Annotated in this window: 19 protein-coding genes and 1 pseudogene; 11 read left to right on the top strand and 9 right to left on the bottom strand. The window is 56.4% G+C overall.

The genetic code is table 11. From position 1 onward, the window contains the following. The first annotated feature begins 422 nt into the window (after positions 1-422). Entirely contained in the window at positions 423-980 is a 558-nt protein-coding gene (locus LOY28_RS14785; protein WP_258611990.1) for a hypothetical protein, read from the top strand. A 108-nt stretch (positions 981-1,088) separates the two neighbouring features. On the opposite strand, the gene LOY28_RS14780 is transcribed toward LOY28_RS14785, so the two are convergent. Together LOY28_RS14780 and LOY28_RS14775 are read right to left on the bottom strand one after the other, a co-directional pair. Beyond that, the gene (locus LOY28_RS14780) at positions 1,089-1,388 is read right to left on the bottom strand and encodes a hypothetical protein (protein ID WP_258611989.1); all 300 of its coding nucleotides are present in this window, start codon (positions 1,386-1,388) and stop codon (positions 1,089-1,091) included. 98 nt (positions 1,389-1,486) lie between these two features. Next, the gene (locus LOY28_RS14775; protein WP_258611988.1) at positions 1,487-1,810 is read right to left on the bottom strand and encodes a tyrosine-type recombinase/integrase; all 324 of its coding nucleotides are present in this window, start codon (positions 1,808-1,810) and stop codon (positions 1,487-1,489) included. A 461-nt stretch (positions 1,811-2,271) separates the two neighbouring features. On the opposite strand from LOY28_RS14775, the gene LOY28_RS14770 reads away from it, so the two are divergent. Beyond that, complete coding sequence (locus LOY28_RS14770; protein WP_258611987.1) at positions 2,272-2,778, top strand: hypothetical protein; 507 nt, start codon at positions 2,272-2,274, stop codon at positions 2,776-2,778. Between the two features lie 597 nt (positions 2,779-3,375). On the opposite strand, the gene LOY28_RS14765 is transcribed toward LOY28_RS14770, so the two are convergent. From LOY28_RS14765 to LOY28_RS14750, 4 genes are all read right to left on the bottom strand, one after another. After that, entirely contained in the window at positions 3,376-3,786 is a 411-nt protein-coding gene (locus LOY28_RS14765) for a hypothetical protein (RefSeq protein WP_258611986.1), read from the bottom strand. Position 3,787: 1 nt separating this feature from the next. Next, a complete protein-coding gene (locus LOY28_RS14760) occupies positions 3,788-5,836 on the bottom strand; it encodes a hypothetical protein (protein WP_258611985.1) in 2,049 nt (682 codons plus the stop codon). 5 nt (positions 5,837-5,841) lie between these two features. Then, complete coding sequence (locus LOY28_RS14755; protein ID WP_258611984.1) at positions 5,842-7,533, bottom strand: hypothetical protein; 1,692 nt, start codon at positions 7,531-7,533, stop codon at positions 5,842-5,844. A 137-nt stretch (positions 7,534-7,670) separates the two neighbouring features. After that, positions 7,671-9,041: a site-specific integrase gene (locus LOY28_RS14750; protein WP_258611983.1), complete on the bottom strand. Its 1,371-nt coding sequence runs from the start codon at positions 9,039-9,041 to the stop codon at positions 7,671-7,673. 76 nt (positions 9,042-9,117) lie between these two features. Between LOY28_RS14750 and LOY28_RS14745 the strand changes: the two are divergent. Then, a pseudogene (locus LOY28_RS14745) lies at positions 9,118-10,365 on the top strand (aminotransferase class I/II-fold pyridoxal phosphate-dependent enzyme); the annotation flags it as partial. Positions 10,366-10,475: 110 nt separating this feature from the next. Then, positions 10,476-12,122, top strand: coding sequence for a phosphoglucomutase (alpha-D-glucose-1,6-bisphosphate-dependent) (gene pgm, locus LOY28_RS14740; protein ID WP_138867588.1), 1,647 nt, complete (start codon positions 10,476-10,478; stop codon positions 12,120-12,122). A 175-nt stretch (positions 12,123-12,297) separates the two neighbouring features. On the opposite strand, the gene LOY28_RS14735 is transcribed toward pgm, so the two are convergent. After that, on the bottom strand, positions 12,298-12,993 hold the full coding sequence (locus LOY28_RS14735) for a pirin family protein (RefSeq protein ID WP_018926013.1): 696 nt from the start codon (positions 12,991-12,993) through the stop codon (positions 12,298-12,300). A 281-nt stretch (positions 12,994-13,274) separates the two neighbouring features. Here LOY28_RS14735 and LOY28_RS14730 point away from each other — a divergent pair, with 281 nt between their 5' ends. The 3 genes from LOY28_RS14730 to LOY28_RS14720 all read left to right on the top strand — a co-directional run bounded on the left by LOY28_RS14730 (position 13,275) and on the right by LOY28_RS14720 (position 18,600). Next, complete coding sequence (locus LOY28_RS14730) at positions 13,275-15,749, top strand: UvrD-helicase domain-containing protein (protein ID WP_258614403.1); 2,475 nt, start codon at positions 13,275-13,277, stop codon at positions 15,747-15,749. A 281-nt stretch (positions 15,750-16,030) separates the two neighbouring features. Beyond that, the gene (locus tag LOY28_RS14725) at positions 16,031-17,407 is read left to right on the top strand and encodes a cystathionine beta-synthase (RefSeq protein WP_064618027.1); all 1,377 of its coding nucleotides are present in this window, start codon (positions 16,031-16,033) and stop codon (positions 17,405-17,407) included. Next, entirely contained in the window at positions 17,404-18,600 is a 1,197-nt protein-coding gene (locus LOY28_RS14720; RefSeq protein ID WP_018926010.1) for a cystathionine gamma-synthase, read from the top strand. The genes LOY28_RS14725 and LOY28_RS14720 overlap by 4 nt, the downstream gene beginning before the upstream one ends. Before the next feature lie 217 nt (positions 18,601-18,817). Here LOY28_RS14720 and LOY28_RS14715 read toward each other — a convergent pair whose 3' ends face one another. Further along, positions 18,818-19,093, bottom strand: a complete 276-nt coding sequence (locus LOY28_RS14715; RefSeq protein ID WP_018926009.1) for a DUF1652 domain-containing protein — start codon at positions 19,091-19,093, stop codon at positions 18,818-18,820. 275 nt (positions 19,094-19,368) lie between these two features. Here LOY28_RS14715 and LOY28_RS14710 point away from each other — a divergent pair, with 275 nt between their 5' ends. The 4 genes from LOY28_RS14710 to LOY28_RS14695 all read left to right on the top strand — a co-directional run bounded on the left by LOY28_RS14710 (position 19,369) and on the right by LOY28_RS14695 (position 23,411). Beyond that, the gene (locus LOY28_RS14710; RefSeq protein ID WP_086944249.1) at positions 19,369-20,184 is read left to right on the top strand and encodes an AraC family transcriptional regulator; all 816 of its coding nucleotides are present in this window, start codon (positions 19,369-19,371) and stop codon (positions 20,182-20,184) included. A 51-nt stretch (positions 20,185-20,235) separates the two neighbouring features. Next, positions 20,236-21,642: an FAD-binding oxidoreductase gene (locus LOY28_RS14705; RefSeq protein WP_258614402.1), complete on the top strand. Its 1,407-nt coding sequence runs from the start codon at positions 20,236-20,238 to the stop codon at positions 21,640-21,642. 135 nt (positions 21,643-21,777) lie between these two features. Next, positions 21,778-22,863 carry a polyamine ABC transporter substrate-binding protein gene (locus tag LOY28_RS14700; protein WP_019579015.1) on the top strand — a complete coding sequence of 362 codons (1,086 nt, stop codon included), beginning with the start codon at positions 21,778-21,780 and terminating at the stop codon, positions 22,861-22,863. Positions 22,864-22,952: 89 nt separating this feature from the next. Further along, entirely contained in the window at positions 22,953-23,411 is a 459-nt protein-coding gene (locus tag LOY28_RS14695) for an REP-associated tyrosine transposase (protein WP_192350564.1), read from the top strand. 270 nt (positions 23,412-23,681) lie between these two features. Here the strand turns inward: LOY28_RS14695 and LOY28_RS14690 are convergent, their stop codons facing one another. Further along, positions 23,682-24,713, bottom strand: a complete 1,032-nt coding sequence (locus tag LOY28_RS14690; RefSeq protein ID WP_258614398.1) for an NAD(P)-dependent alcohol dehydrogenase — start codon at positions 24,711-24,713, stop codon at positions 23,682-23,684. Positions 24,714-24,894: the final 181 nt, after the last annotated feature.

The raw sequence follows: 24,894 nt of genomic DNA, 5'->3' as shown, positions 1-24,894 counted from the left end.
CGTCTGCTCAGATCGAGACCTCTTGTCCCGCCAAAACCACGCCATGCACTGTCCGAGCCTATTCATGTCTTTCTCTGAACGCCAAGATTAATGGGAGCATGATTGCTTAAGAGCGGGTAAATGTCCTGAGCTTTTTATGCCAACCATGATCATTTAGTCTTGTCCTGGCAAAGAGGCAACCAGGAACCAAGGTCTGTACACATTGATCGATTGTCGTCTGTTCGGGCCCAACAGGCCCGGCTAAGGGTCAGACTTGTCTTAAAGACTCGGAACTTGGCCTCACTTTTTGGCGATCAATCCTCGCGTATCCCTATTCCAGATTCTTAAGGCTCTAACCTCCCAAAAAATATTTCATTCTTTCGCTAAAGTTCTTCTTCAAAGCATCCGTTGTTATTTTTAAGAACATAGCGATGGTGAATTTTGTGAACCAAACTGAAATGCAACTGGCAGCGTTTTTTGCAGAACGCGAATTCATCTGCTGGCGTGGCCGTGAATTTGACGAACTGTATCCGTGCCAAGTATCCAGGCAGGTTGATCAGTATGTCAGTTTAAAGTTAGACATCATGCCTTTTAGGTTTGCCGACGCCGTAGCTGAAGATATCGCGCGTTGCCTTTACGATGCCGTACTCATAACCGTGGGAAATCTTGCAGGGTTTGTACCGACGCCAGCGGATCGCGAAAGCATTCTTGAAAGGAGATATCGAAAAAGAGTGTCTGGAGAATGGCATTACTTCGCCGATGGCAAGTTCGACTGTCACGAAACGGAAGAAGAAGGCTACGTTGTTGAGCTCGCGACAGAAGAGAACGACGAAACTGAAAAGGTAAGCGTCTACACAATTGAAGAGGGGGGAGTTGAGCTGATTTTTAACTTCATGTGCTATTCGTTCAGCATGCTCGACGCGGTGTGGCTTGCCAATGCGCTGATGGAGGCGATGGGGCGTGAGCCACTGGATCTATTAGAGACAGCGAGCGGGTTGTAGGCCTCCCTGAACTCAGAGTGGTGCCTTAGGCCACTCTGCGTAAATCTCTGGGCTTGCTAACAGGCGACAACAGGGACTGACGCACGAATAGCATTGCTTGAGGTGCCATCAGATATCGGTGAGCAGTTCCTCAAGCTTGCGATGCTCCTCCGGGCTCAGAAGAGCTACTGGATCAAGGGCGTTGATGTCTGAGGTGAAGTCGTACTTTCGGTCGTCAGGGCTGCAGCAGCTATCGCAGTAGTCCAGCTCACCGCAATCAATGAAAAACGTGATCATCCAGCCATCTGCTTCGACGGTCATCAGGCCACAATAGATCTCGTTCCATGTGTGGTCTGTGATTCGGCGCATTGAGCGTGAACCGACAGAAACATCGTGGAGTACCTGGTGAACCTCTTGAGCGGTGAGCATTCTTGTATCCATGGCGGGAGAACCTAAAAACTGCGTCGATTGAACAAGGTGGCATCTAGCCTAGGCGCTCTGCGCCAGATAAATCTTGTAAGACGACTTCAGAGGATTTCCACTTTGGGCGCTGATGGCTTCAAAGCAAGGCCGCCAAAAGAGGAGCCCGCATCAACGTACCTCAGCGCTGACTTGATGTCCTTCCAGCCGACATAGCTCATCAGCGACTTGATATCCCAACCATTAGCGGAAGCCCAAGTGGCAAAGCCACGCCGCATCGAGTGGCTACTGTAGATGTCCGATGGCACACCTGCCTGTGTAAAGATACGGCGTAGCATTGGAATCAAGCTGTTGGAGTTGATGCCCTTATCAGCAAGTTTGCCCCAACGATCGATCTTTCTGAACACAGGCCCATGGGCAATGCCGGCCAAGGTGATCCAGTTGATGTAAGCCTGCGCAGGACAAAGCTTCTTGAGGGCAGGGGTGTGGAATGTCGTCCCCAGGTGCTGACGATCGCTTTTGGTGTAAGGCAGGTAGAACGTATGCCGGCGCCGGCCTCCGCTTGAGTGTGCTCGACTTGAAGTTTTGCAAGCTCGTCACCGCGAACCCCCCCGCCAGAATCCGATTAGCACCAAGGCTATGTCGCGTCGATGCTTCATCACGCTCCGGAACTTACCACCATTGGCGGCGGCTTACTCACTTGATTACAGTGACATTCGCTCCTCGTATTGACCCAGGTGCCAGGCAACAGTAGCATGCCAACCAAGCGATTACCTGGATCGCGCGGTCGGCACGCAAAGACCTAGTCACAGGTGTTACACCCCCCATTTTTTCACGCAATCGACAGTCGTCATTCGCGGGCAGCCGACACCGCTAACGACCGGAGCTTGCGATGATCCTTCCCATTTTCCCCGCTGATCTTGAACGCCATACAGGTATGAAGAAAGCCGCTCGCTTCCTCTTCAAAACCTGGCCTGGCTTAAAACCGATCATGCATACCCAAGCATTGGAACTTCTCGCTAAAGGTCTTGGCTACCGCAGCTACCACCACGCCAAACAGCTAGCATTGTCCTGGACTGAAGCCCGCCCTGACATTGATATCGATTCGATCGAGTGGAATCTTTCGCATGTACTGAGCGATGAATTTCTAGCTCCCGGAAACCCTAGCGTCAGCATCAACCTCGGCAATCTCTTTGCCTACATTCAAACCATCCCCTTGCACCACCTAACGGTCTTTAAGCGCTTTCCAGAGTTGCTGGAGCGGAAACATTCATTCCAGCTTCCTCCTCGCGACGCAAAATCGCCATTCGGGAGGTATCAACATAGTGCAGTCATTCCCTTAACGGGTAACTGGCGGATTTCCGACAACGATGACAGTGACGAGTCGGGCCAACCTTGATGGACTGGTATACCCTAACGCTGAGGGCATAAAGGTAACCGGCATCGACCTTACCAGGCGTGGAGGGCAAGTAGCAGCCAAAACCATTAAGCCACGCAGGCAAAGGTAAGCACGAGCGGGGAGTAATAAACCATAGGTGATCAAGGTGGCGTACACATCCCTGATCACTTGAGTGCCCTACAACGCGGCCAATCGCATTTCCCAAAGAACGAAAACGACGGCCTTTTTCCTAAGTGATTAGGTGAAATTGTTTTCTGGCTTCCAACGCCAGGTTTATTTCTCCTTTTGCTCTAGACCCGTTCATCCGGCTCGTCGAGTGAAATACGCTGACGTAAACTCTCGCCATTTGACTAGCAATGCGCTCATGATAGTGGCTTTAGAGCAAGCGGAGCGCGCAGGCGAAGGCCGAAGGCGCGAGGTTGGAAGCCCGTCAGGGGCGAGACGGGCGGGTACCGCCCAGGCTCGATTTACGACAGCCGTCCCGACAGGGCGCGCAAAAAAGTTTTCAGCTTTTCAACTTGTGTAATTGTGGCTAGCTGCAGCCGTTGTTGCAGTATTCGGATGTCACGACACCCCGCACATACCATGTCTCTCCGGTCATTTCCGGTCAACTTTTGGCAGCGGGGCATTCAACTGCTCCCGCTTCAACCCATGCACCACTGCATTATGAATAAAGCGTCGAGCCATCTCTGCCATCGCTTGAACTTCGTTCTTGAGCTGCCTGATCTCTTCCTGCTGCCTTGCGATCGTCTCCGCAGCAGCCGTAAGGCTCTTCGGTTTTGGAATGCTCGCAAGCTTGTCCCGGTGAGAAATGATCGCCGCTTTCCGAACCTTATAGGCATTGACCACCGCTGGCTTATCGACAAAAGCCTGGCGGCTTGGAACAAAGTCCAGCACCGATTCAGACGCTTTGCAGATCTCATCCCAGGTCAGCTTCTGCTTGATTGGCCAATCCCTGATAATCGCCACAATGGCTTTGAGTTCCTTGGGTGTAAAAGCACGGGGCATATCAGTTACCACTCATCATTTCTTGAAGGCAAAGCTGCAGATCTTCATCGTCGATACCGCTAAGAACGCTGCCGGTATTGTTTGTCAGCTTAGCTTCCGGCTGCTTATTGAGAATGATCCGCTTCGCATGCGTGAAGTCTTTGCCCACCATTTGTACCGGACTGCCGTCCGGAATGTCAGGGTTTTCGTGCATGGCTACAATCTGGCTCAGACGTTCCAGGTAAAGAGTATGCGTTTCCACCCAACGCGTTGCCGGGCGATTACCAGCCTCGATCTCTTTCATTGTTGCCGCGAGGTTTTCTGCCACATGATCCCGCTCAACCTTCACAGCTGCTAATGAATTCTTGTGCCCTTTGCAATGCAACAAGTCAGAACAATTCAAGCAATCGCCCGATTTCTGACATGGACTAATTGTCCACGGGTGCGTACAGATACCGTACCGCGTTGTGATGATCGGCCCCTTGCTGATGATATTGTATTCGGCAGCAGTGATGGGTTCGGGAGTGACGTCTTTCACGGGAATCACATCAGCGCTATACATCTCGGCTTTGCGCATCGGATCCTGATGGATATAGTCACGCGTCTGCTTAACCGATGCGCGCCCGCTCCACTTGGTGATGGTCTCAATCCCAACCCCAGCTTCTTTCGCTGCGGTATTCAGGAAATGTCGTAACTGGTGCGATCGGAGAGAAAGGCTTGGATAGCCCTGCTTTGTGAAGAAAGAGGGATAAGTCTTGCCATTAGTTGTAGCCACCCGATCCGGGCCTACACGTGATGAATAGTAGTGTTGGTTTGCTGGTGTCAGCAGCACTGGGCTGGTTGCCAGCCCCTGGCTGATCTGAAGCTTGAGGAAACACAACAAAGACTCAGACATTTTCGGTGGCTTTGTAATATGCAGCTCAGAATCAACTTGATATGGGAAGAAAGGGTTGAGCTTCATATTGTAGGCCCGAACAATCTCCCACAATTTATTCAACGTCCAGCCCTCGAGTTTGTACGACCCCGTCATGTGTTTCATCACCTGCTCGGTCGATTTTTCCGTTGGACGACCAAGCGCTGAGATTACTTCATCTTTCGTCAAAATCTGATCGGCAGGTACGGCAGGTACGCCAGGGTGAGGGTAAAATTCAGTTTTGCCGCTCTCGAGATACAAAGCGAGTTTGCGCCCTGGCTCCGTAATGGCTGTCAAGCGCCTGAATGCCTCTTTGCAATGCTCCACCATGGTGGCTGGAACGCCTTTTGTCATGATTTTTTTATTCTTCGTGGAGTAGTAATGCAGATACCATTGCGTATCGCCATTCTTATCTTTTTCAGATTTCATCGAGTCTAATCTGAGCCTTAGCTTCTCGGCAATTCGCATCGGTGCTGATAACAGAATTGCGGTAATACTCGTGATGTAAACCGCCTCATCATCGAGATCGTCGCTGTGGTAACCGCGCGAGAAAATTTCGGCTAGCGCTAATATGGCCTCGTCATCGGGAAGCGATTGTTTGACAGGCTTTGCGCTTTCCGCTTGCGAGTTATCGTTAAAAGGGGATGCCCAGTACTTGATCGAGTGCGGGGAAATATTCTGTTCAGCAACAACCCTTGCCAAGGCTTTCACCGCGACGGCTGTGGCGTGGTGGCTTTTATTCCGTTGCTTGATGATTTCAACTGCTTTATCAAGATGTCGCTCGGATAATCGGGTGATATCAGCATGGCCGTCGACTAAAGTCAGTGCGGCACCAATAATTTGGACAGCAAGATAGTCAACCCGAAAGGCCTTGGCAGGATCACCTTTCCGGGTGTTGACAATGTAAGCCTTGGCGAATTCCATAAAATCAGGATCAAATTGCTGATCACGAGTTGGTACCTTTGATGCCTGTAGCTTTACCCCGTAAGTCATAAAGCGTAACTTGCCGCGCGGTGTATGCCATACATCTGTATTCCAGTCGAAGCCAGGGTGGTTTTTCCAAATAGGGCTTACGTGCTTTGCTAGGTGGATGTAACTCTGCAGGTGTTTCTGGCAAGCGATCTGGCTTTTGGACTCAAAGTTGATTGGATTGGACATGCTGTCTACCTGGCCTTGTGTTTCTTTTTTGCATCGATAAAGTTGTTGCCTTCATCGAGATGCATTTGAGTTTCTTGTGCAGCTGATCTCAGCTCCTGTTTGCGAGCGTCGCAGAGTCTGATGACCAGCTTGACAGCAGCAATATCTTTATTTAGCTGGAGAGGTACTAGGATCCGGCGAGTTTTACTCGGCATGTGGATATTATTCTCTTCCTCTTGCCGTTCGATGAGCCTTAGTAGCACCTCTTCGTGAGGAGCATCGACCCACGGTTGAAATTTCGCGCAACGGTAACACGGGATTGGAACCGACGCATTGCAGTATCCGTGCTCCCCGCAAGTACCCACGCTGTGATGACCGTCCAATTCAATGCGGCTGGCAGGATTGTTTCCGCGAACTGCATCAGACTCTTTATCCCTTAATGTTCCGGAGAAGGCCTGAGCGAGAGGGGCAAGTATTACTTGCATTTCAAGATCTAGCAGCCGAGCATCTTCTGCCGGGTCGTCGTAGTAATGATCGAGAGAGGTATTTTCACTGTGGCCTAGCCAGTATTGTAAGGTCGCACGAGGTACGCCCAAGCGTGCGAGCTGTCGAGCGCGTGTATACCTCATTCGATAGGCAAACTCACGTACCGACTTCCCAGTGCGATGAGAGACAACTATGGATCCTGAGACTCTTTTCAACGCTGTAGAAATCGCTGAGCTGCTTAGATGGAATACAGCGCTCGACAGGCCGATTGGAAACGAACCATCATTTAATTTTTTCAACCGGCTCATATCACGCTGGAGAAAAGGAAGTTCATTGCGTTCAGCTTCAGTAAGTTTGCGTTGGAAATGTTTTTCATGATCGGCAATGGTACTATAAATTTGTAGCATGCAAAGGTTCCACAGGTCGTCGCCCATTGGATGAGTTTCGAATTTTGAGCCCCGAAACCAATACTCGGCACTCCTATCCTTGGATCCTGGAAAAGTCACACGCTTCCCAGAAAGACCTTCAGTTTCTCCATCTGAAAGAAAGTCAGATACTTTAAGATTAGCAAGCTGGACTCCTCGCTTGCCGTATTGGCCCATCAACAGCAGTGCTGACGTGTCTCGCAGGCTGATCTTCCCCGACTCGTAGTCTAGCCAATAGGTATCTATTAGATCGTCGTATTCTTGAGCTGAATACCAGCCTTCAGTGGGGTCATCCGAAGTAATTCGTTTTCGACTCTGCATACCTGGGGCCTTCAAGGCCATTACAACGCTAAATGCCTCTGCGTCAACGCCAGGATAACCCAATTTATACCATGTTTTTAGAATAGACGTGAAGGCATGATTAGTATCTTGAGATACCTGTTTAATTAGTTTTCGATAGGAGTTATGAGTAAATTCCTTGATTGAGCTTGTTTTAATGCTTTGTTCGATTCTGTTAACGTAGTTGCCCAAGGTCGAAGGCGCAAGTAAGTTGCTGATGGCAATCGCTTCTAGTGTGGATTTGAATCCAAGTACAGTTTGGTTATCCATGTCTAGGATACTTCTAATATCAACTGTTCGCCGATCCGCGATAGTGACGCTCGTATTTGAGAATCTTACGCTGTAAGAACCACTTGACGGGAGTTCATTGCGATCAAAATTCGTCATGATTTCGATATCTTCGATCGGTATGTCAAGACGATCGATAGCTTTTGCGGCGTTTATTGTTGCGTTATTATTGGAGGCCATAAATCTTACCATGTACTGTATTTACTGACGATTCAGAGCGGAATGCTGGCGGGTGCCTTTGTGCTCAGCGATATCTGCTTTGGTGCATAGAGCTCCGGGCAAGCGATCGTTGTCCGTGATCGAAACAACAGACGATTTCACTGCCCATAGCGACTACTGCCTGATCGTTTTCGATCAAATTTATTCCTTGCAGTATCTGATGCGACAGCAATACCTGTTTCGTTCGCAGATTGTTGAATGTGACGCAAGTCATAGTCGAGCGCCGATGACGATCCTTCGACCCATCCCATCCAGTGCTCGCGCTCCTGCCGAATTTTTGTATCGCTGTAGCCCATTTTTTCGCAGTGCTCGGAAAATCTGTAATTCCAGTGGTGTCGAAGCAGGTGAGGGTGCAGTCCCTTGAGTCTCTTGTCTCGCTTAATGATCACGGACAGAGCAGACCGAAACGTCGTAATCTCGATCTCTCGACCTTGATTTTCGCCCCGTTTGTGGTTCACAAAGATGAACGATTCGTTTTTGAAGCCAACGTTAGGGATCTCTGCTCGATACCTTCCCAGATACTCAAACATCATCTTCTCAAGATCTTCTGAGATTTTGAGAGTTCGCCCCAATGTCTTTGCCACTGGTTGGTTCATTCGGCGATCAAACTCGTCATCATGATTGCGGCGGATTCTGATGTGGGCGCTGTCTCCACCAGATGCAGGGATGAAATCTGGGTACCGGAGGCTAAGTAACTCGCCCAACCTCATACCTGTGTCGTAGAGGATGCGCAGGGCAAGGACATTGCGAAATAAGACCGCTCGCTTGAAAAGAGATACGAGTTGGTTTGGTTTGCTGAGGCTAGCCTGCTCCTCTGGCTCAGATCCAGGGGTACCCTTCATGAGTTCGTCCGCATTCTCGAACAGCTCCAAGAGCGCCGCATCTGCGGGGTCACTGAGCCTCTTGGCGATACGCTCCCTTTTCGCTTTAGACTTTGAACCGGTTTTCTTCTTACGCTCTTGGAGATTGGCCTGAAGACGTTCAATTAGCTTTGCGTTCTCTGTGGCATTCGAGTCAGTGATCCAGTGGCCGAACAACCACCCAAAATAGACTTTCAGGATGTCGAGCGAGTAGTCGACCTGAGCTCCCTTGATAGTGGTGCCGTCGCGCTTTTTGGTGTTCACCGATATCGCCTGGACGAGGGATTCGACCTCCGGCACGGTCAGTAGCTTCTTAGTCGCGAACCTGTGGTCAAGATCGATCTTATGCCGCGAGGCCCATTCGTACAGTCTTTTTAGGGCGAACAGGGCGACCCTCTGTGAGCCAGCTGTTTTGCTCGCCATCCGCATGGTGATGAATGCAGTTGGATAGAACAACGGGAAGGCATCTCCCTCTAGGTCTATGAGCAGTGAGAAGCGACTGCCGTCTCGCGCTTTGTAGTCTCTCACTATCATTGCCATCGTGTTAACACTTCCCATCGGAGTTTTAGTAAGTGAATTTTGTTTTTTACAAAAAATCCCAACAACCATGCGTCTTTCCAAATGCTATCACACTGATTTTATTGGCACGATACGGAAAAACTGATGTCATTTATGTACTTGCAGTATGAAGTATTCGCTGCTGGAGAAGGAAGGACGCATCTATTCGGTTGCCAAGTCGGGCTATTACGCACTGCCGGTGTCTTCTATCGGTCTTCCCGGCAGCGGCAAAGACCTGCTCGAAACGGTCTATGTCAACGCCAGGCGCCCCGGCATGCTGGTGTTGAGCGCCGATGAGCCGGCGTTGTTACAACCCCTGGACAGCCCGTTGTTGTTGCTGGAGAGAGAATTGCTGCGCCAGTATCCGCGCCAGCCACAACCGTCTTCACAACCCTGCGGCGAGCTGGAACTGCGCACGGCCCTTGCGGCACGCTACACCACTTCGCCGACACGCTGCTGGCATGCCGATGATGTCTATATCGGCGCAGATATGCGCGGCGTACTTGAAATATTGATCGCCGTTCTTGAGCTCAAAGATTCGGTGGTGGTGGTCGAGTCGCCGTGCGACTGGGTGATTCTGCGCTTGTTCCAGGACGCCGACGTGCAGGTTGTCGAGCTGCCGCTGCAAGCCTGTGGTGGCCTGGATCTCGAACAGCTGAGAGAGCTGCTCGAGACCGGGCAGGTGCGACTGATGATGCTTTCATCGGGACTGAACATGCCGCGCGGGAGCGTGGCGCCTGACGACAACCGGCAGTCCACTGCGCAACTGCTGGGACGGCATGGCTGTTGGGTGTTGGAAAACGATTGTTACGGCGAGCTCGAATTCGAGCCGAGCGGCTTGCGGTTTCGCGACCTGGTGGACCCTGATCGGCTGATCGTGTTTTCCACTTTCGAGAAAATCATCGGCTCGGAGGCACCCTTTGGTTACCTGCTTTCGCGACAACTGCGTGCCGAACTGCAACGGCACTTTCTGCTGCGGGCATTCCGTTTGTCGCTGATTCGTCAGAAAGCCATCGCGCGGCTGTACAGCAACGGACGCATCGATCAACACCTGCTGGTGTTGCGTCGATTGCTCAAGGAACGCATGGTGCTGATGACCCAACTGCTCCAGGAGCGTCTGCCGGAATCGCTGCATTTCGTCGAGCCCCAGGGCGGGGCGACGGTGTGGATTCGCTCGTTGCGCCAGGTCAATGTACATCGAGTGTTCCAGAGACTGCTCAAGCAGCAAGTGGTCATCGCACCGGGGGAGTTGTTCAGTTTGCAGGGCCTGCACGCGCAGCACTTGCGCCTGAGTCATACGTTCGGTGGCGACCACGAGCTCGTCGCTGCACTGGGGCTACTGGGGGATGCCTTGCGTCTGGAATCGATCGATTGAGCCGAGGTGGCAGAGCTCCTCGGAACCTGACATTCGATAACGTCGCGCAACGGCCAAACTGTCAGTAAACTGCGCTCCTATCCCGAACCACTCTCTCTCAGAGGTTTTGCATGACACTCAGTCCTTTTGCGGGCAAACCGGCACCGGCAGAACTGTTGGTCGACATCCCGCGACTGGTAACGGCCTATTACACCGGCCAGCCCGATGCAGCCATTTCTACCCAGCGCGTTGCCTTCGGCACGTCCGGACACCGAGGTAGCTCGTTCGACTTGAGTTTCAACGAATGGCACGTCCTGGCCATCAGCCAGGCGATCTGCCTGTATCGCGAGGCCCAGGGCATCGATGGCCCGCTGTTCGTCGGGATCGACACCCACGCACTGTCCACGCCGGCCGGTGCCAGTGCCCTGGAAGTGTTGGCGGCGAACGGTGTCACGGTGATGATCGCCGAAGGCGACGAGTACACCCCGACGCCGGCCATTTCCCATGCGATTCTTTGCTACAACCGCGGGCGCACTTCAGGCCTGGCGGACGGCATCGTCATCACGCCGTCCCACAACCCGCCGCAAAGCGGTGGCTACAAGTACAACCCAACCAACGGCGGCCCGGCCGATACCCACATCACCAAGTGGATCGAAGCCAAGGCCAACGAGTTGCTGGCAGCCAAGCTCGCCGGCGTCAAACGCATCAGCTACGAGCAGGCCCTGAAGGCCAGCACTACCCATCGTCACGATTACCTCAACACCTATGTCGCTGACCTGATCAACGTGATCGACTTCGACGCCATCCGCGATGCGAAGCTGCGTCTGGGTGTCGATCCGCTGGGCGGAGCAGGGGTGCGCTACTGGTCGGCGATTGCCGAGCACTACCGCCTGGACCTGGAAGTGGTGAATAAACAGGTTGATGCAACGTTCCGTTTCATGACCGTCGACTGGGACGGGCAGATCCGCATGGACCCATCGTCCAGCTATGCCATGCAAGGCCTGATCGGCCTGAAAGAGCGTTTCGACGTGGCGTTTGCGTGCGACCCGGACCACGACCGTCATGGCATCGTGACCCCGTCCGGTGGTTTGCTGGCGCCGAACAACTACCTCGCGGTCTCGATCGACTACCTGTTCCAGAACCGTCCACTGTGGCGCGCCGATGCGGCCGTGGGTAAGACCGTGGTCAGCAGCGGCTTGATCGATCGCGTCGCCAAACGCCTGGGCCGTCGTCTGTACGAAGTGCCGGTCGGTTTCAAATGGTTTGCCGACGGTCTGTTTGACGGCTCCCTGGGTTTTGGCGGTGAAGAAAGCGCCGGTGCATCGTTCCTGCGCAAGGACGGCGGTGTCTGGAGTACCGACAAGGACGGTTTGATTCCGGCGCTGCTGGCCGCTGAAATGACCGCTCGCACGGGCCGTGATCCAAGCCAGGCCTATCGCGCGTTGACCGATGAACTGGGTGAGCCGTTCTCGGTACGCGTTGATGCCAAGGCCAACCCTGAACAGAAAGCACTGCTGAGCAAATTGTCGCCGGACCAGGTCACTTCGACTCAACTGGCGGGCGAAGCGATCCAGAGCATCCTCAGCCATGCACCGGGCAACGACCAGGCCATCGGCGGTCTGAAAGTCATGACCGAGAACGGCTGGTTCGCGGCGCGGCCGTCGGGCACCGAGGACATCTACAAGATTTACGCAGAAAGCTTTGTCAGTGACGACCACCTGAAACAACTGGTGGCCGAGGCTCAGACACTGGTAGATGGCGCAATTTCTGCGAAGTGATTGAAGGCCCCTTCGCGGGCAAGCCTCGCTCCTACAGAAGGTCGGCGCCGATCGACGCTAATCCTGTAGGAGCGAGGCTTGCCCGCGAAAGCGTCAATACAGTCACACAGGACTTCAGCCAAAAAAAGGGGCGACCATCAACGGTCGCCCCTTTTTTTGCCGCGCATTTACCGCCTCAAGCCACATCTACCAAGACGATTTCGCTGTCCTCGATCGCAGTCACCCGCAACACTTGCTCATCGGCAACCGCGACCCCGTCTCGAGCTTGTGCGCGCAAGCCATTGACTTCAATCGCTCCTGTCGCTGGCACCAGATAAGCGCGACGGCCACTGTCCAGACGATATTCAGCCGTTTCCCCGGCTTTCAGGTTGGCCGCCACCAGACGTGCATCGGCGCGAATCCGCAGGCTTTGATCGTCGCCGGCCTTGCCACTGGCCAGGGTCACGAAGCCTTCGCGCTGGCCTTTGGGGAAGGGCTTGGCGCCCCACGACGGTGCCAGACCGGTTTCGTTGGGGATGATCCAGATCTGAAAGATCCGGGTCTCGGTCGCTTCCAGGTTGTACTCACTGTGGGCGATCCCGGTGCCGGCGCTCATGACCTGCACATCACCGGCTTCGGTACGGCCCTTGTTGCCCAGGTTGTCCTGGTGGGTAATCGCGCCTTCACGAACGTAGGTGATGATTTCCATGTCCCGGTGCGGGTGTTGCGGGAACCCGGTGCCGGGGGCAATCACGTCATCGTTCCACACCCGCAGGTTGCCCCAGTTCATGCGTTTGGGGTCGTAGTACTCGGCGAACGAAAAGTGGTGGTGAGCATCCAGCCAGCCATGGTGCGCGCCGCCCAGGGAGTTGAAAGGTCTGAGTTCAAGCATGATCGTCTCCTGAAAAAGGTTCGTCATGGGGGCAGAACGTCTGAGCCACAAACGAGAACCGGTGGTTGATGGTCAGTATCATCCATCAGGTACCCATCGATAAAAAGCGTAAAAAATGCCTCAATACAATCGAATTATTTGATACCGAATAATCTCGAATTTTTCTCATCCAGCCTTCACTTCATCGCATAAGCCAATGACCTGTAAGCATTTCACTAGAACTCAACGGCAAATGCAGACACCATAGCCCCCGACAGCCTCACACACTGGAGTCCGCCTGCGTGCCGCAACACACACCCGATCTTCCGCCCGAACTTCGTCCCCTGGCCGAGATGCCTTTGCTCAAACGTCTGGCCGCCCGGTTCTTTGGCCACGGCCTGACCCGCCTGCGCGCGCAACACCGTGCGTCCTGGCTGCACGGGCAAGCCGACGGTTTTCGCAGCGGTCACAGCGCTGGCGTGGAATACGGCTATAAGGAAGGCAAGCTCGAGGGTCTGGAAGAAGGCCGGCAAGTGCTGCTGATCCGCGACTCGCGCTCCACCGAGCATCGACCGCCCAACGTCGATGACAACCTGTTCGACGATTGGCGCCTGCCATTGAGCGCCGAGCTGAAGAAGCGCATGAAGGCCGACGTGGCGCGACTGCTGCCTGCGCATGCCCAGCCGAGCGCTGCCCAATGGAAAATGATCTTCAGTGACACACCGTCGACTTCGGTGATCGCCGGCGCGGGCGCGGGCAAGTCGACCACCCTGGTGTTGCGTATCCTGCTGCTCAGCCATTACCTGGGGTTTGAGCTGAGCTCGATGACCGTGGTGACCTTCACCCGCGAGTCGCGCAAGGACTTCATCAATAAGCTGATCGAACTGTTTGCCGTGTGGGGCCGGGCGCTCAGCTTCAAAGAAGCGCGGGACCTGGTGCGTACTTTTCATTCGCGGATCCTGCCAATGGTGCGCAGCCTGCCGGGTTTCGAACGGCTGCAAGCCTTCGAAAACCTCAGCTTTCGCGTGCAGGGCACCGATGAGGAGGTCGACAGCAACCCCTTCGACCTGCGAATCAACGACGCCCAGCGCCAGCAGCTCAACGCCTGCTATCACAGCCTGCATACCCGCGATGAGCGTTTCCGCGAATTGATCAAGCCGTTGTCTCGTCACGCCTTGCAGCTCAAGGAACTGGAGCGCGATCACCCGGACGTGCAAAAGCGCATGGCGGTGACTGAACTGGCGGCCAAGCGCGATGAAGAGCTGTGTGACACCATCGAGGACCTGTGGTTTCGCGCCGGCGCCTGGCCGATCAAGGGCATCGAGCCGAATCGTCAGACCTTCGACATCAACGGTTCGACCTTCCATTGCCACGGTTACATTCCGGCGCTGGATGCCTGGGTGGTGCTGGGTTTCGATCCTCGGGAAAATCCCCAGGTCAGCCGCCCGAATGCCAAGCTGACCGTGCGTGCGGAATGGGCTGTAAAGCGCACCTTGTTTCAAGCTTTCTGTCGTAAACCATTGATATGGCTCGATAGTTACGAATCTTCAAAACGTGTTTTGGCGTCGCTTGCCGGTGACGCCAGCGCCGGGCCGGGCTTCGATTACAAGGTCAAGGGCGAGCTGGCTTCCGCGCCGTTGCTGGACTGTTTTGTCGCGGCAGCCGGGTTTATCGAAAACCTCGGCCTGGATGTGCCCAATGCCGTGGGCCAGATGAGTTTCGCCAAAGATGACCCGGACCGATTCTTCTTCGAGGCCTTGAGCCTGTTCTGGCGAGCGCTGGAAGATCATCTGCTGGATCAATCGCCACCCCTGATGACCTACAACCGGATGTTTGCCCTGTTCAGCGAGCATTCACCGGAGAATCTCAAGTTGCTCGGCGATGAACTGCTCAGGCCAATGTCGCACTTGATGATCGATGAGTTCCAGGACGTGTCGCCGCAGATCGTTTCCTGGATTCGCGCCAGCCTGGCCGAGATCCGTAGTCGTGGCCCGGCCATGCACGTAGGGCGAGGGGCGCAACGTTCGTCATTGCTGTGTGTGGGGGACGACTGGCAATCGATTTACGGCTGGCGTGGCAGCTCGCCGAGCTACTTCATGGAGTTCAACAAGGAGTTCCCGTCGCCGAGCACAACCAAGGTGATGCTCAGCGACAATTACCGCAGCCATCAGCACATCATCGACGCGGCGGAGCACATCGTCCGCGCCGCACCGGCAATCGCCGGCAAGAAGGCCAAGGCCAGCGGAGAACCCAAGGCGTTGCTGCCGGTGAACGTCCTCGATCGGGATGACCAGGGCATGGCCCAGCGCCTGATCGAGCACTACAGAAAAGGCGATTCAATCTTGATGCTTTATCGAAAAAGTAGCGATAAGTCATTGATAGAAGAGCATATTCAGTCTGTAGTTAATGTTGATTCTAGCTTGCCGTACGACGCGCGACGGCTCAAGCAACTGACCTATCACAGCGCCAAGGGCCTGCAAGCTGATGCGGTGTTCCTGCTGGGTGATTGCCAGCATCTGACCAGTTCGCCTTACAAGAACCAGGTCTATCGCATGGCCGGGCTCGGCAAGGCCGGCGACAGCGAGCCCTACGACAGCGCACAGAAAGACGAGATCCTGCGTCTGGCCTACGTGGGCATCACCCGGGCGGTGAGCCATTGCTACTGGTATGTCGATGGCCAGGATACCCAGGCGGCGAATATGCCCAAGGCCTCCGACCGGATCGGCAAGGGCAAGGCGTTTTTTGCCGATCACCGTCAGGGAAAAGTGCAGGCCTGAACCTCAAGAGAGTCTTGAGTCAAAAAACCTGTGGCGAGGGAGCTTGCTCCCGCTGGGCTGCGTAGCGGCCCCAAAAATGCGACAAGCATTGCCGATTTTTGTGAGCGCTGCGCACTCAAGCGGGAGCAAGCTCCCTCGCCACAACAAGCTCGCTCGCCACAAAAGTTGCGAGGGTCGCGATCCCGGCCTATGGTCCAAGCGAGGCTTTGATTGCGACGAGGCGCTCGACTCGCTTCAGGTCGCTGTCCATCCAGTGCGGATACCCGTAGCGAGGTGACGACATGCCGAACAACTCCCGTCCCGCCGTGCTCGAACTGATTGGCAATACGCCGCTGGTGCGTATCAGCCGCTTCGATACCGGCCCATGCACACTGTTCCTCAAGCTTGAATCGCAGAACCCCGGTGGTTCGATCAAGGATCGCATCGGCCTGGCGATGATCGACGCCGCCGAGCGCGACGGTCGCCTGCGCCCCGGCGGTACCATCGTCGAGGCCACGGCCGGCAACACTGGCCTGGGGCTGGCCCTGGTCGGTCGCGCCAAGGGCTATCGGGTGGTACTGGTGGTGCCGGACAAGATGTCCACCGAGAAAGTCCTTCACCTCAAAGCGATGGGCGCCGAGGTGCATATCACCCGCTCCGACGTCGGCAAGGGCCATCCCGATTATTACCAGGACGTCGCTGCGCGGCTGGCCAAGGACATTCCCGACGCCTTCTTCGCCGATCAGTTCAACAACCCGGCCAACCCGCTGGCCCACGAGTGCAGCACCGCGCCGGAGATCTGGGCGCAGACTCAGCATGATGTGGATGCCATCGTGGTTGGTGTCGGTTCGGCCGGCACGCTGACCGGGCTGACTCGTTTCTTTCAGCGCGTACAACCGAATCTGGAAATGGTGTTGGCCGACCCGGTCGGCTCGGTGATGGCGGAATACAGCCGCAGCGGCACCCTTGGTACGCCCGGCTCCTGGGCGGTGGAGGGCATCGGTGAGGACTTCATTCCGTCGATTGCCGACCTTTCCAGCGTGCGCAAGGCCTATTCGATCAGCGATGAGGAAAGCTTCGATCATGCCCGCCAGCTGCTGCGCGCCGAAGGCATTCTCGGCGGCTCTTCGACTGGCACCTTGCTGGCGGCGGCATTGCGTTACTGCCGCGAGCAGACCGAGCCGAAGCGGGTGGTCAGTTTCGTTTGCGACACCGGCACCCGTTATCTGTCGAAGATCTACAACGACCAGTGGATGAACGATCAGGGCCTGCTTGCGCGCAAACGCTACGGCGATTTGCGTGACCTGATCGCGCGGCGTTTCGAGGATGGCCGGGTGGTCAGCGTCGGCCCGGACGACACCTTGCTCACCGCCTTCCAGCGCATGCGCCTGGCGGATGTGTCGCAACTGCCGGTGCTGGTGGACGGGCAGCGGCTGGTCGGGGTCATCGACGAGTCCGATATTCTGTTTGGCGTGCATGAAGACGCCACGCACTTTCGCATGACCGTGACCAGCGCGATGACCGACAAACTCGAAACCCTGCCTCCCGGCGCCAGTCTTGCTGAACTGGAGGCGGTGCTCGACCGTGGGCTGGTGGCGATCATCGCCGACACCTCGGGCTTCCATGGCCTGATTACCCGCGTCGACATGCTCAATCACTTGCGGAGGTCCCTGGCATGAGTCAGCACGATGAAAGCACCGCGCCACGGGGCTTTGCCACCCGTGTGATCCATGCCGGACAGACGCCGGACCCGACCACCGGGGCGCTGATGCCGCCGATTTACGCCAACTCCACCTATGCGCAGCAGAGCCCCGGTGTGCACAAGGGCTTCGATTACGGGCGTTCGCACAACCCGACGCGCTTTGCCCTGGAGCGTTGCGTGGCGGACCTTGAGGGCGGCACCCAGGCGTTCGCTTTCGCCTCCGGGCTGGCGGCGATCGCCACTGTGCTCGAATTGCTCGACGCGGGTGCGCACATCGTTTCTGGCAATGATTTGTACGGCGGGACTTTCCGTCTGTTCGAACGGGTGCGTCGGCGCAGCGCGGGGCATCGCTTCAGCTTCGTTGATCTGACGAACCTGGCGGCCTTCGAAGCGGCGCTGCAGCATGACACGCGGATGGTCTGGGTCGAGACGCCGAGCAATCCTTTGCTCAGCCTCACTGACCTCGCCGCCGTCGCACGCATCTGTCGCGAGCGCGGCATCATCTGCGTGGCGGACAACACCTTCGCCAGCCCGTGGATCCAGCGTCCTCTGGAATTGGGCTTTGATATCGTGCTGCACTCGACCACCAAGTACCTCAACGGTCATTCCGACGTGATCGGCGGCATCGCAGTGGTCGGGCAGAATGCAGAACTGGCCGAGCGCCTGGGCTTTCTGCAGAACGCAGTGGGGGCGATCGCCGGGCCGTTCGACGCGTTCCTCACCTTGCGCGGGGTGAAGACCCTGGCGCTGCGCATGGAACGTCATTGCAGCAACGCGCTGGAGTTGGCGCAATGGCTGGAACGTCAGCCGCAAGTGGCACGCGTGTATTATCCGGGCCTGCCATCGCACCCGCAGCACGAATTGGCGCGGCGGCAGATGCGCGGGTTCGGCGGGATGATTTCCGTCGAGCTGAACAGCGACCTGACGGGCGCCAGACGTTTTCTCGAGAGTGTGCGGATCTTTGCCTTGGCCGAGAGCCTGGGCGGGGTGGAAAGCCTGATCGAGCACCCGGCGATCATGACTCACGCCACCATTCCCGCAGAAACACGCGCACAGCTAGGTATCAGCGATGCGCTGGTGCGTTTGTCTGTAGGGGTGGAGGATGTCGAAGACCTACGCGCCGATCTGGCCCAGGCGCTGATGCAAGTTGCGGCGACGCATTCCTTGTAGCAGCTGTCGAGCAGCGCGAGGCAGCGTTCGGCGGCGAAGCCGTCGTGAATCCGGTTGACATAGTCTGCCTGATACACCGTGAGTTCTGATTTTACGACGGCTTCGCCGCCGAACGCAGCCTCGCAGGCTCGACAGCTGCTACAAGCCGATCGGGCTCGGCAGCTGCTACAAAAAGCCCGCTAAATCGATAAGCGGGCTTTTTGTCGGGTGTTGGCTGTCAGGCATAACTCCTGAGCGTCTGCGGAGGAATGAACGCTTCCAGCTCATCCTCGACCGCTTCGATAATCCGCTCTACATCGGCGGCGTTCATGACCGTTGCACAAGGAATGCCGGCAATGGCGATCATGGTTTCGCCGCTGGCTCGGTCGAACAGGCGAGCAACCATGCTGCCCGGTGCATCCATGGTCGCCTCGAAACCCATGGGATGAAAATGCCAGCGCATCAGCTGGCAGGCATTTGGAAAAGTAACCTTGCTGAATGAACCTTGATTCATGTGTTGCCCACCTTCTTCATCGAGCGCTTCCTTTAGCTCATGTTAGGAGGGAAGAGCCTTCAATGGCTCAACCGGTGACTGTCTTTAAAAGTAGCACCCGGATGTGAAAATCATGTGGATTTTTTCAGACCGTTCAGCGATTGGTTCAGTTTTTTTTGATGCAGGTCATGAGATACGGGCATCTCGGCCAAGGGCCAGCATTGCCGGGCATCCCATTGGTCATTGAAGCCCGGACAGAACTTCGGCAAGCTCGATTTTTTCTCGTCGAGTCCTCTATGCACGCCGATGATGATGGTCCGTCGCAAACCCAGGCCACGGGCGACACGGTCATGCGTTACCACCTGCGCTGGAAGCACCGGGATCTGGATGGTGTGATGGCGCTTTATCACCCGGACATTCAGTACAACGACTTTTTCCAGAACCGCGTGATGGGGCTGGACGCGTTGCGCGACTACGTGCGCGACAGCATGCCCCGGGATCCGGATGAGGCGCTGGAGCACTCGGACCGTATTCGACTGGATGGCAACACGGCGTTCATTCAATACCGCATCACCCTTCGCGGCGGTGAAGGGCTGGTGTCGTTTCGGACCAGCGAGGCGATCACCGTACGTGACGGGCTGATCTGGCGGGTCAATGAATACGCCACCCTTGTACATGAACAAACATCCGGCAAAGCCGCCCGCAACCTGCGCCCGGCGGTCAGTCGGCTCGGGTTGTCACCGCGACAGCTGAGCTTCATGGCCGAAGACTTGCAGCAGTATTTCCAGGGGCAGCAGCCGTATCTGGATCCCGAACTCGACCTGCAACGGGTGGCGAAGGAGTGCGGTTACAGCCGCAATCAGATTTCCTACCTGTTGAACCAGGTGCTCGGCCAAAGCTTCTACCGTTACGTCAATCAGGCGCGGTTGCAGCATTTGCTCGCGGCACTGGACAGTGCCACTCCACCGCTGCGTATCGATGAGCTGGCCTTTGCCGCAGGCTTCAATTCGCTGTCGGCGTTTTACAGCTGTTTCCGCCAGCACACCGGTCTGTCGCCCAAGGCTTACGCCAAACAAATTTCTTTGCGTGCACGCGCGCAAGACGGCCCCTGAGCCCACGCACTAGGATCGACGCCATCGAAGTATTGAGCGGCGGAGTCTTGCATGGCAGCGTGGCGAACGATCAGTTTGTGGATGGATCAACTCGACGAGCCGATGCTGGCGCGCCCGGCGCTGGAACAGGACCTGGACGTCGACGTGGCCATCATTGGCGCCGGGTACACCGGGCTCTGGACGGCGTACTACCTCAAACGCCTGGCGCCGGGACTGAACATCGCCATCGTCGAAGCCCAAACCGCGGGGTTTGGTGCGTCGGGCCGTAACGGCGGCTGGTTGATGGGCAATCTGCTGGGTGAAGACCGCTTGCTCGCCGGACTACCGGCGGAACAACGTCGCGCCTCTTTCGATCTGTTGCACAGCATCCCTGATGAAGTAGAGATCGTCCTCGAACGAGAAAGCATTGACTGCGATTACCGCAAGGGCGGGGCGCTTTACTGTGCGGCGCGTTACCCGGAGCAGGAAGCCAGCCTGCGCAATTATCTGGACGCGCTCTACCGCCAAGGGCTGACCGAGGCTGACTACCGCTGGCTCAGCCCCGAGCAATTGGCGCAACAGATCAGAATTGCCAAACCTTATGGCGGTATCTATGCACCGCACGTGGCGACCATTCACCCGGCAAAGTTGGTGCGAGGTCTGGCACGGACGGTGGAGCGCATGGGGGTCAAAATTTATGAAAACAGCCCGGTCACCCAATGGCAGTCGGGCAGTTTGCGTACCGCCCGCGCGCAGGTTCGCAACCGCTGGATCGTGCCGGCGGTAGAAGGTTACGCGGTCACGTTGCCGCCGCTGGGTCGTTATCAATTGCCCGTGCAGAGTTTACTGGTGGCGACCGAACCGCTGTCCGCCGCGACCTGGGACGACATCGGCCTCAGCCATGGTCAGGCGTTCAGCGAAAGCAGCCGCCAGGTCACCTACGGCCAGCGCACGGCCGACAACCGTCTGGTGTTTGGCGCCCGTGGCGGCTATCAGTTTGCCGGCAAGTTGCGCCATGACTTCGAGCTGAGCGCCAGCGAAGTGCAGTTGCGACGCTACCTGTTCGGTGAACTCTTCCCACAGCTCAAGAACGTGCGAATCACCCACGCCTGGGGAGGCAACCTGGGGATGTCCCGGCGCTTCAGGCCGCACATGCTCTGCGATCAGGCCAGCGGCATCGCCTTGTCGGGCGGTTATGGCGGAGAAGGCGTGGGTGCCAGCAACCTCGGCGGGCGGACGCTGGCCGATCTGATTCTTCGGCGCGATACCGAGTTGGTGCGCCAGCCGTGGGTGATTGCGGAGGGCGGTCTCGACGCGCTCAAGGCCTGGGAGCCGGAGCCCTGCCGCTGGCTGGGCTACAACGCAATCATCCGCAGCTTCGTTCACGAAGACCAGACCCTGGCCAATCCGTACACCGCGCCCTGGCGTCGCAAACTGGCCGGCCGGGTCGCGGGGTTCATGGAAGGTTTCATGCGCTGAACGACGATGCACTGATGGCCTCGGCATCTGGGACATCCAGGAAACCGTGCGCAAGACCTACGTTTTGATTTTTTGATCTCTGATTGCCTGCCAGTTCTCCAATAAAAAGAAAACAACCCATACAGGAATCGACCCATGATCCGAAAGACACTGACGCTTGCTCCACTTGCGCTCGTCGCGACCCTCAGTCAGGCCGCCGAGACCGTGAAAATCTACAACTGGTCGGACTACATCGCCCCGGACACCACAAAAAACTTCCAGAAAGAAACCGGTATCGCCTTCAGTTACGACGTCTTCGACAGCAACGAAACCCTGGATGGCAAGTTGATGACCGGCACATCCGGGTATGACGTGGTATTCCCGTCCAACCACTTCATGGCCCGACAGATTGAGGGCGGGGCCCTGAAGAAACTCGACAAGAGCCAGCTGCCGAACTGGAAAAACCTCAACCCGGTGTTGCTCAAAACGTTACAAGCCAACGACCCGGGCAACGAGCATGGCTTCCCGTATTTATGGGGCAGCACCGGCATCGGCTACAACGTGGCCAAGGTCAAGGCGGTGCTGGGCGACAACGCGCCGGTGGATTCCTGGGACCTGATCTTCAAACCCGAGAACATGGCAAAACTGCAAAAGTGCGGCGTGGCGATCCTCGACAACGGGCCCGAACTGTTGCCGGCGGCGTTGAATTACCTGGGGCTGCCGCATCACAGCAAGAACCCCGAAGACTATAAAAAGGCCGAAGCGCTGCTGATGAAAGTCCGGCCCTATGTCAGCTATTTCCACTCATCCAAATACACCAGCGACCTGGCCAACGGCGATATCTGCGTGGCCGTCGGCTTCTCTGGCGACATTCTCCAGGCGGAAAACCGCGCCAAGGAAGCCGGGAATGGTGTGGACATCGGCTATTCGATTCCCAAGGAAGGCGCGGCCATCTGGTTCGACATGGTCGCCATGCCCGCCGACGCCCCGGACGAGAAAGCCGGTTACGCGTTCATGAACTACCTGCTGCGTCCCGACGTCATGGCCGGCATCAGCAACTACGTGCACTACGCCAACGGCAACGAACAGGCCGACCACCTGATCGATCCGGCGATCAAGAACGACACCAAGGTGTATCCGAGCCCGGAAATGATGGGCAAATTGTTTGCCCTTGAGGCGATGCCGTTGAACATCGACCGGGTGCGGACGCGGGTGTGGAACAAGATCAGGACCGGTAGCTGATCGGTCATCTTTTGTGGCCAATGGCTACGGTTGGGTTGACTGCAATGGGTTAGATTCCATGTCTCTTTCAGTAAGTAGGAGGCAATGGAATGCCTGTTTGTTCGAAAGCTGGTCATCTACGCATTGGGCGGTACTCGGAGCCTGGGCGCATCTACTTGTTAACAGCTGTGGTTCACGATCGGCAGCCAATTTTTACCGATTGGCGCTTAGGTAGGCTGGTTGCCCAACAATTACATCAGGCTCAGGAGGAGCATTGGGTAGAGTTTTTGACGTGGGTGGTGATGCCAGATCATATGCACTGTTTGGTAGAACTTCGGGATAAAACACTGGCCGAGCTGATGTGTCGAATCAAGTCCCGAAGTAGTCTGGCCGTTAATCAGGCGCTAGGGCGAAGCGGGCGTTTGTGGCAGAAGGGCTATCACGATCGAGCGGTTCGGAAAGAGGAGGACGTGAAAGGTCTTGCCCGATATGTCGTTGCCAATCCTGTTCGGGCGGGACTGGTGATACGTGTTCATGATTATCCGCTGTGGGATGCGTGTTGGCTGTGATGATTTACGACTGCTGCGCAGCCGAACGCAGGCTGCGCCAGCTGCTACAAAAGCCGTGGCGTGCGCGGACCCGTAGCAGCTGCCGAAGGCTGCGTTCGGCTGCGCAGCAGTCGTGTCCTTCATAGGGTTGGTACCTCTTTTGGAAACGAACAGGTGTCCGGGGGCAACTGGGGCACCCAGAAGCGACCAGGTCAACATCGCTTGCTTCCAGGATCGCCTTACGTAGCGATGGCAAAAGGCGCGTGCGGTATTACCCGACGCGCCAGTCTGTCATTTGCTGGCGTCCAGCACGACGCGGTAACGTGCCTTGCCACTGCGTAGGTGATCAATGGCGTCGTTGATCCGGCTCATGGGAAAGTGTTCGACCTGCGGCAAGATCTGATGCCGGGCGCAGAACTCAAGCATGGTTGCTGTGTTACTGGGCGAGCCAACCGGCGAGGCGGACACACTCTTTTGTTGGGGCAGCAGGTTGAATACGTGCACTGGAATAGCGCCAGGCACGACGCCGACAAAGTGCAGGCGACCCTTGCCGCGCAGCGTGCCGAGCATGGCCGGCCAGTCGAGGTCGGCGTTGGCGGTGACCAGGAGAAAATCCAGGGTGCCGGCAATGGATTTCAGCGCGTTACTGTCGGTAGAGGCGAGCACGTTGTGTGCCCCCAGGCGCCTGGCTTCGTCCTGTTTGCTCAGCGACGAGGTAAAGGCCGTGACTTCGCAACCCCATGCGTTGAGGAAGCGTAGTGCCAGATGACCGAGGCCGCCGATTCCCACGACACCGACCCGGTCAGTGGGCTTGACGTCGAATTCCACGAGCGGGTTGAACACCGTCGAGCCTGCGCAGAACAGCGGTCCGGCCATGGCCGGGTCAAGTCCGTCCGGTATCGCAAGCGCCCAGGCCCAGTGCGAACGCAGGCGATCGGCGAAGCCGCCGTTGCTGCCGACGATGGTGGGTTGGACTGTGTTGCATAGCTGGTGGGAGCCTTCGATACACGAGGAGCAATGCATGCAACTGCCCTTGTACCAACCAATGCCCACCCGTTGCCCCACTTCGAGACCGCGTACCTGTGCGCCCACTCGCACGATACTGCCGACTACTTCGTGGCCAGGGATAAACGGGTAGTGGCTCAGACCCCATTCGTTATCGATCATCGACTGGTCGGAGTGACAGACGCCGCAATACTCCACGGCGACTTCCACCTCCTCGGCGCCCAATGGACCGGGGTCGTAGCTATAGCGCTCCAGCGGCGCGCCTGCCGATGTTGCGGCCCAGCCGTTAAAAGTTGTGAGTTCGGTACTGTTGCTCATGGGATACCTCCAGATCAGGAGACAGGGACTTTGGCCGTTCGGATGCGGTGGCCTGGCAAGCCAGAGCGTAATCAGTCTAGCAGGCCGCAATCACGAGCATGGTCTGAGAGCGGTGCCGGGATTAACGGGTCGTCGGAGCCCTGTCGTTGTCCACTGCGGCAACTAACTGGACGTTTAATTT

It is taken from the genome of Pseudomonas sp. B21-017 (assembly GCF_024749245.1).
GTDB lineage: Bacteria > Pseudomonadota > Gammaproteobacteria > Pseudomonadales > Pseudomonadaceae > Aquipseudomonas.
This window is presented reverse-complemented; position numbering and strand designations above follow the sequence as displayed.

Excerpts from the sequence above, each read along its gene's own strand:
- LOY28_RS14760 (WP_258611985.1), bottom strand. The coding sequence starts at position 5,836 with ATGTCCAATCCAATCAACTTTGAGTCCAAAAGCCAGATCGCTTGCCAG.
- LOY28_RS14765 (WP_258611986.1), bottom strand. The coding sequence starts at position 3,786 with ATGCCCCGTGCTTTTACACCCAAGGAACTCAAAGCCATTGTGGCGATT.
- LOY28_RS14750 (WP_258611983.1), bottom strand. The coding sequence starts at position 9,041 with ATGGTTGTTGGGATTTTTTGTAAAAAACAAAATTCACTTACTAAAACT.
- LOY28_RS14710 (WP_086944249.1), top strand. The coding sequence starts at position 19,369 with ATGCACGCCGATGATGATGGTCCGTCGCAAACCCAGGCCACGGGCGAC.
- LOY28_RS14780 (WP_258611989.1), bottom strand. The coding sequence starts at position 1,388 with ATGCTCACCGCTCAAGAGGTTCACCAGGTACTCCACGATGTTTCTGTC.
- LOY28_RS14720 (WP_018926010.1), top strand. The coding sequence starts at position 17,404 with ATGAGTCAGCACGATGAAAGCACCGCGCCACGGGGCTTTGCCACCCGT.
- LOY28_RS14715 (WP_018926009.1), bottom strand. The coding sequence starts at position 19,093 with ATGAATCAAGGTTCATTCAGCAAGGTTACTTTTCCAAATGCCTGCCAG.
- LOY28_RS14735 (WP_018926013.1), bottom strand. The coding sequence starts at position 12,993 with ATGCTTGAACTCAGACCTTTCAACTCCCTGGGCGGCGCGCACCATGGC.
- LOY28_RS14705 (WP_258614402.1), top strand. The coding sequence starts at position 20,236 with ATGGCAGCGTGGCGAACGATCAGTTTGTGGATGGATCAACTCGACGAG.
- pgm (WP_138867588.1), top strand. The coding sequence starts at position 10,476 with ATGACACTCAGTCCTTTTGCGGGCAAACCGGCACCGGCAGAACTGTTG.
- LOY28_RS14770 (WP_258611987.1), top strand. The coding sequence starts at position 2,272 with ATGATCCTTCCCATTTTCCCCGCTGATCTTGAACGCCATACAGGTATG.
- LOY28_RS14700 (WP_019579015.1), top strand. The coding sequence starts at position 21,778 with ATGATCCGAAAGACACTGACGCTTGCTCCACTTGCGCTCGTCGCGACC.
- LOY28_RS14695 (WP_192350564.1), top strand. The coding sequence starts at position 22,953 with ATGCCTGTTTGTTCGAAAGCTGGTCATCTACGCATTGGGCGGTACTCG.
- LOY28_RS14725 (WP_064618027.1), top strand. The coding sequence starts at position 16,031 with ATGCCGAACAACTCCCGTCCCGCCGTGCTCGAACTGATTGGCAATACG.
- LOY28_RS14690 (WP_258614398.1), bottom strand. The coding sequence starts at position 24,713 with ATGAGCAACAGTACCGAACTCACAACTTTTAACGGCTGGGCCGCAACA.
- LOY28_RS14755 (WP_258611984.1), bottom strand. The coding sequence starts at position 7,533 with ATGGCCTCCAATAATAACGCAACAATAAACGCCGCAAAAGCTATCGAT.